The sequence below is a fragment of the Streptomyces sp. NPDC005962 genome, assembly GCF_040629205.1.
In the GTDB taxonomy this organism is placed as follows: domain Bacteria; phylum Actinomycetota; class Actinomycetes; order Streptomycetales; family Streptomycetaceae; genus Streptomyces.
Genome location: NZ_JBEXVE010000027.1, coordinates 134,081 through 140,523 on the forward strand (window position 1 = coordinate 134,081; position 6,443 = coordinate 140,523).

7 protein-coding genes are annotated in these 6,443 nt (G+C 70.0%); 5 read left to right on the forward strand and 2 right to left on the reverse strand.

Going from position 1 to position 6,443, the window contains the following annotated elements:
- Positions 1–430 precede the first annotated feature (430 nt).
- Together ABZ370_RS33975 and ABZ370_RS33980 are read right to left on the reverse strand one after the other, a co-directional pair.
- Positions 431–1,375: an NADP-dependent oxidoreductase gene (locus ABZ370_RS33975; RefSeq protein ID WP_358628864.1), complete on the reverse strand. Its 945-nt coding sequence runs from the start codon at positions 1,373–1,375 to the stop codon at positions 431–433.
- Between the two features lie 94 nt (positions 1,376–1,469).
- On the reverse strand, positions 1,470–1,937 hold the full coding sequence (locus ABZ370_RS33980) for a cupin domain-containing protein (RefSeq protein WP_358628867.1): 468 nt from the start codon (positions 1,935–1,937) through the stop codon (positions 1,470–1,472).
- Positions 1,938–2,099: 162 nt separating this feature from the next.
- Between ABZ370_RS33980 and ABZ370_RS33985 the strand changes: the two genes are divergently transcribed.
- The 5 genes from ABZ370_RS33985 (at position 2,100) to ABZ370_RS34005 (ending at position 6,206) form a co-directional block, all read left to right on the forward strand.
- Positions 2,100–2,600, forward strand: coding sequence for a MarR family winged helix-turn-helix transcriptional regulator (locus tag ABZ370_RS33985; protein WP_358628870.1), 501 nt, complete (start codon positions 2,100–2,102; stop codon positions 2,598–2,600).
- Positions 2,601–2,688: 88 nt separating this feature from the next.
- Positions 2,689–4,860: an ATP-binding protein gene (locus ABZ370_RS33990; protein WP_358628873.1), complete on the forward strand. Its 2,172-nt coding sequence runs from the start codon at positions 2,689–2,691 to the stop codon at positions 4,858–4,860.
- Positions 4,861–5,082: 222 nt separating this feature from the next.
- A complete protein-coding gene (locus ABZ370_RS33995) occupies positions 5,083–5,541 on the forward strand; it encodes a nuclear transport factor 2 family protein (protein WP_358628876.1) in 459 nt (152 codons plus the stop codon).
- A 132-nt stretch (positions 5,542–5,673) separates the two neighbouring features.
- The gene (locus tag ABZ370_RS34000) at positions 5,674–5,820 is read left to right on the forward strand and encodes a hypothetical protein (RefSeq protein WP_358628879.1); all 147 of its coding nucleotides are present in this window, start codon (positions 5,674–5,676) and stop codon (positions 5,818–5,820) included.
- Between the two features lie 17 nt (positions 5,821–5,837).
- Positions 5,838–6,206, forward strand: coding sequence for a low affinity iron permease family protein (locus ABZ370_RS34005; RefSeq protein ID WP_358628882.1), 369 nt, complete (start codon positions 5,838–5,840; stop codon positions 6,204–6,206).
- Positions 6,207–6,443: the final 237 nt, after the last annotated feature.

Below are 6,443 nucleotides of genomic sequence, written 5' to 3' on the forward strand. Positions count from 1 at the left end.
GTGGAGGGCACCTCGTACGAAGGTTTGTGGCCCTACGCATCTCCCGGACCCGCGGGTGGGGAGCCGATGTCAGTGACGAAGACACCCGGCAAAGGATGAGAGCGAAAGAACGGGTTGCGCCTGCCCTCGAGAACCATGCACGCGATTCGCCGGGCCGAGCCGTTCCAGGCCCTTGCGGTCACCTCGCTTCACTGGCGCCAACCGTGCCGCAGAGACATGGGGCCGACAACGGTGCGTGCAATAACGATCGAAGGTACTTGCGTGCTTTGCGTGCCTTGCCTCATGGCGTGGGGCAAACCGTTCCCGGCCCGCCGCTGTGGAAGAACACCACCGCCGGCGGTGGGGTGTCCGCCACCGCACCGGCCACCGGGGCCGGCGCCGCGGCGATTTCGGGATCCAAGCCGAGTGCCGTGGTTCCTGACTTCCGGGGTCAGGCGGCGGACGGGACGACGATGACCTTGCCGTGCACGGCGCCCTCGGCGGCCCGGGCGTGCAGCGCCGCCAGTTCGGCCAGCGGCGTCCGCTCGGCGACGGCGACGCGCAGCTCACCGCGGTCGACCAGTGCCACCAGCCGCGACAGCTGTTCGGCGTCGCTGCGGACGTACAGGTCGATGCCGCGCACGCCGCGCTCATCGTCGCTGGGCGCGGGCATCCACACCGTCGTGTTGACCACGACACCGCCCGGCCGGACCAGGGTGACCAGTGCGGCCAGCTGCGCCGGGTCGACCGGCGCGAGGTTGAGCACCACGTCGACCGGCTCGGTCACCGCGTCGGGCACGCTCGTGGCCGTGTGGTCGATGATCTCGTCGGCGCCGGCCGACTTCACCGCCTCGGCGCTGCGGGGGCCGGCCGTGGCGATCACGTGGGCCTTGGCGCCCTTGGCCAGCTGCACGGCGTAGCCGCCGACCGCTCCGCCGGCGCCGTTGATCAGCACGCGCTGCCCGGCCGTCAGCTTGCCGTGGTCGAACAGCGCCTGGTACGCGGTGAGCCCCACCGCCGGCAACGCCGCGGCGTCCGGCAGCGGGACGTCCTTGGGTGCCGTTGCCAGAACCTCGGCCGGCGCGAGGACGTACTCCGCGGCGGCGCCGCTCTTGTCCATCGGCAGGAACCCGATGACCTCACCGCCGACCGCGAGGCCGTCCACGCCTTCGCCCAGCGCGTCGACCGTACCGGCGACATCGAGGCCGGGCGTGTGCGGCAACTCCACCGGGATCGCGTCGCGCATGAAGCCACCGCGGATGTTGCCGTCGACGGAGTTGAACGACGTCGCGGCGACGCGTATCCGGACCTGCCCGGCTCCGGGGACGGGCTGCTCCACGTCCTCGTAGCGCAGAACCTCGGGGTCGCCGTACTCGTGGAAACGCACTGCCTTCATCGGAGTTCTCGCTTTCGCTTCACGTCTATTTGCTTCGAACTCGAAGCAACTGTGGGACACACTACTGCTGCTTCGAATTCGAAGCAAGGGAGTGTCACCGGGGCGGGCCGAGCACGACGTTGCCGGACAGCTCGGCGGCCTCGGCCAGGAGCTGCGGCGGGATCTCGAAGCCTTCCGGGCGCGGCTCCCTCAGGTCGCGGCCCGCGTGGCGGAACATCTTCTCCAGCCCGCCAGGGGTCGCGATGAGCAGCAGGTCGGCCTTCTCGGAGGTGATGCGGTAGCTGTGCGGGACGCGCCGGGGCAGGAAGACGATGCCCCCCTCTTGTAACTCGTGTTCCTCGTCGCCGGCCCACACCAGCGCGGAACCGGACAGGAGCAGGAAGACTTCGTCCTCGTTGTTGTGCAGGTGAAACGGCGGCGCTTCGCCCTCGCTGACGTCGAAGCGGCCGACGGTCAGCTGCCCGCCGGTCGCCTCGGCGTCGAGCAGGACGCTGAAGACGCTCCCACCGATCCACTCCAGCTGCTGCTGATCCTCCCGCTGGGCGAGGTAGGGGATGCTCATGGCCGATCCTCGGGATTCCGCGGACGGCGGCGCCGTCCTCCTGCCCGCCACCCTGTACCGCGCCACCGCCCGAACTCCACGTCCTGCGGTGCTCGGCCGGGCCCAACACTGCCCACCCGCACCACACGCCAATCTTCGAATTCGAAGCAGTACGCTGAGGTCATGCCCAAGCCGTCACCCTCGCTCGACCCCGTGCAACTCGGCGCCTACTTCGACCTCATCGAGGTCGCCAGCCTGCTCCGGCACGCGGTCGAGCAACAACTGCGCGAAGCCGGCGACCTCAGCTACATCCAATTCCAGCTGCTGGCCCGCCTCGGCGACTCACCGACGGGCAGCCACCGCATGACCGACCTCGCCGACGGCGTCGTCTACAGCCGCAGCGGCCTGACCTACCAGGTCAGCCTGCTCGAGAAGGCGGGCCTGGTCGTGCGCACGCCCTCTCCGGACGACGAACGGAGCATCACGGTCACCATCACCGACGCCGGAAGCGCACTGCTCGGGAAGGTGCTGCCGGGTCACGTCGAGGTGGTCAGCGGCCTCCTGTTCGAGCCGCTTTCGCGCGATGACGTCAAGGCCCTCGCCGGCCTGCTGGCGCCGGTGCGCGACCACATGCGCTCCACACCGCCTCGTTCGGCCGCGCCGCGCCGCAAAGCCGGATCATAAGGACCCGGCCCGGCCCGGTCTACGTCGAAGCGCTTCACCAAGCGGATCTTCGACGCCAAGATGGACCTGACGAGATGAGGAGCCCGGTTTGGGTGCGACGGGACTGGCGGGCCGGTTGGCCGAGGCACGCGCCGGGGCGCTGGTGGGCCGGGAACCGGAGCGGGCGGTGCTCGACCGGATGCTGTCGGGGGCGGGGGACGCTCCGCTCGTGGCGTATCTCCACGGGCCCGGCGGCATCGGCAAGTCCTCGCTGGTGCGCTACGCCGCCTGGCGGGCGGGGCTCGCCGGGCGCCGTGTGGTGCAGGTCGACGCCCGGTTTCTGGACGCGAATCCGCGGCGCCTGGAGGAGGCCGCCGCACCGGCCTGCGCCGAGCCCGGTGCGGTGCTCCTGATCGATACCTTCGAGCAGTGCCAGCGACTCGAGACCTGGCTGCGCGAGACCTTCCTGCTCCGGCTCCCCGAGGACGCGCTCGTCGTGCTCGCGAGCCGGGTCGCCCCCGATCCCGAGTGGTCGCTCGACCCCGGCTGGGCGCCGCTGTTCGCCGAGGTGGCGGTGCGGCCGTTCGATGCGGCCCAGTCCGACACCCTGCTGGCCGCCCGCGGCGTGCCCGCCGAACAGCGCGGCCCGTTCATCGCCTTCGCCGGGGGCAGCCCGCTCGCCCTGTCCCTCGCCGCGTCTGTGCCCGCCGCGGCGCCGGGGGCGCCGTGGGAGCCCACCGGCGAGGTGCTCACGACCCTGGTCGAGCGGCTGGTCGGCGACCTGCCCAGCGCCGTCCACCGACGCGCCCTCGAAGTCGTCGCGCAGGCCTACGTCACCCGCGAACCGCTGTTGCGCGCGGTATTGGGCGAGACCGACGCCGCGACAGTGTTCTCCTGGCTCCGTCAGCAGCCCTACATCGAGGCCACGCCCGAAGGGCTGCACCCGCACGACGCGGTGCGGGCGACGCTCGAGGCCGACCTGCGCTGGCGGGACCCCGAGCGCTACGACGACATCCGCGTCCGCATTTCGGTCGCGGGCCTGCAGGCGGTGCGCGCCGCTACCGAGGGCGACGCGCTGGTGCGGGTCGCGGAGTGGATGTTCCTCTTCCGCAACCAGAGCGGCCCGGACGCCCCATACGCCTGGCGAGCGCACCCCCACGTCGAGGACACCCCGCTGCGGCCCGAGGACGTGCCCGACGTCCTGCGCATGGCCGAGGAGGCGGAGGGGCCGGCCTCGGCAGCCGCGGCCGAGCACTGGGTACGCCGCCAACCATCGGCCTTCCGCGTCTACCGCTACACCGGCTCTGCCACCCCCACGGGGTTCATGGCGTTGTTACGGCTGGAGACCCCACTGCCCGAGGACCGGGCCGGGGACCCTGTGGTCGCGGCATTCTGGGACTACGTCGAGACGGCTGCGCCCCTGGGGCCGGGTGAGCACCTGGGCATCCGCCGCTTCGCTGTGCAACCAGGCCGGCACCAGCGGCCCTCTCCCTTATTGGACCTCATCAGCCGGCGCACCATCGCCGAGGAGATGCGGACCACCGGACGCGCGGTGACCGCCACCGTCTTCGAGGACGGCGAGCGGTGGCGGCGCTACATGGCCGGGGCCGGGCTGCTGGAGGTCGCGGCCGTCGATGTCGGCGGGCGGAAGCAGCACATCTTCGGCCGGGACTGGCGGCGGCAGACCGTGGAACAGTGGGTGCGGGACCGGGGCCGCGCCGTGCCCGCGCCCACCGAATTACCCACCGCCGACGGTCCTGGCGACCTGCCGCGCACCGCGTTCGAGGAAGGCGTACTCGAAGCACTGCGCACGTGGCACACCCCACGCGAGTTCGCCACCAGCGTCCTGCTGCGTTCACCTCTCGTGCCACCAGGCTCGCCCGACCCGGCCGCGGACCTGCGGGGTGCCATCAGCACCGCCCTCGGCGCGCTGCAGACCGACCCCGCGGGAGTCAAGGCCCACGAGGCGCTCACCGCCACCTACATCGCGGCTTCCCGCACCCACAAGGCCGCCGCCCGACGGCTCGGGGTGCCCTACGGCACCTACCGCCGCCACCTCGCCCTCGGCAAGGAACGCCTCATCGAACAACTGCTGCGGCAATCGGCGAAGACGCCCGCTCCTGCCCCGCCGCGCTCTCACCGGAGGAGTGAAGCCACCGCGGGGCGCCACTGTCCGCGGATCTATCCCCGGGGACCGGCTATGAGCATCCCCCTCCTCGCGACGCCCGGCTTGACGAAACCCAGCTCACCGACGCCCGGCTCACCGGAGCTTCGGGCCTAAGTGTCCGGTTGCCAGCAGCTGCCCGCTGGGGCGTTGGTACGCGGTGGCCCATCGAACTTCGCGACCAAGTTCGGTCCGCATCCGAGGAGATCCAGCCAGGCGTCTTCCGTATCCGCCACCACGGGGGACGGGACCGCGATCCGGTCCAGGCGTTCCCCTCGTCTCGTCCGAGGCTGCCAGGGCATGGGCCCATGGCGCCGTTCTTCGAAGTTGGGTTGCCTCATGAACCATCTCGCCGATCGTGCTGCCATTCACGATCTCAACACTCGTTACGCGGTGGCCTTCGACAGCTTCCGGTCGGATGAGTCCTCCGGTTGCTGGGCCGAGGACGGCGTTCTGGACGAGCGTGAGACCGGCTTCGGCCTGTTCCAAGGGCGCGACGCGGTACGCGCTTTCTTCCGCGATTCACGTCTTCTGCCTGGTGAAAGTAGAGAAAAACGACGGCGGCTATGTCCGCTCCCACGTCAAATACGAGGACGAATACGTTCGCGTGGACGGGCAGTGGAAGTTTGGCAGTCGTGTCATCAAGTCGTCCTTCCCGGGTGCCCCGTCCCGGGAGTGACGGGGACGCCTCCTCGATCCGGCTCGATCCGAAGCGGTGAGGCATTTACCTCACACCTCTCGAGGGAAGCGCACGAGGCACGACCGGTGCAGGCGCATGCTCTGCGGAAGGCGGGGTAGGCACGGCCACATCAGCTCGAATTCAGAGGTTTGGCCGAGTCGCACGTGGGCCGACCGCTGGAAGAACGTAGTGCCGACCATAGGGAGAACGTAGTGTCGACGGCCACCGGATCGGAGGCCTCTGCTGACCGTATGGCATACCTGGAGCACACCGTCCGGTCTGCCCTGGAGCAGGCGGAGTCGGATACGGGTGACGGGCTGCACGCCCTCTGGCGTGGGCGGCTCGTCGAGGTGTCCGACGGGTCTCTGGGGCCCCCTGCCCACCGGGTGGCCTCGTGAGGACGGCTGGAGACCTCATGGCACCTCAGCACCCCGCGCACCGTGACGGCGACCGGCCGGGCTGGTTCACGCGCCTGGCGGAACACGCTTCGAACTTCACCAGCTCTCCCGGCTTCTTCGGTGTGTGCCTGGTTCTGGTCGCCGGCGCGATCACCGCGCACATACTGAAGCTGCCCACGCCGTGGCTGCTGATGGTGGGCGAGGCGATGTCCGCTGTGTCGCTGCTGCTTCTGGCACTGCTGAAGAACTCCGAACGGCGTGCAGAACACGCCGTCCAACGCAAGCTCGACGCCATAGCCGCCGCTCTGCTGGAGATCCAGCGGCAAGAACCGGGAGCGGCGAGCGAGGAACTCCGCCAGGCCATCAGCATGGAGAAGCAGAGCTGACCACGCTTCATGCCGCGCGAGTGGACCGACCGTTTCCTCGTCTACGTCGCCGAGGCGCACGTGATGGGCATTCTTGAAAACGGCCAGGGATGCTCCTCGCATCACTCGCTCTGGTGTGCAACGAAGTGGGGAGTTTCAAAAGGGGCCTTGACCCGGAATCTTGGACACGGGCTATGCGGCTTGGGCCAGGTTAGTTGATGTTGTGTCAAGTGCTGTCTCGTAGGCGATGGGACTGCG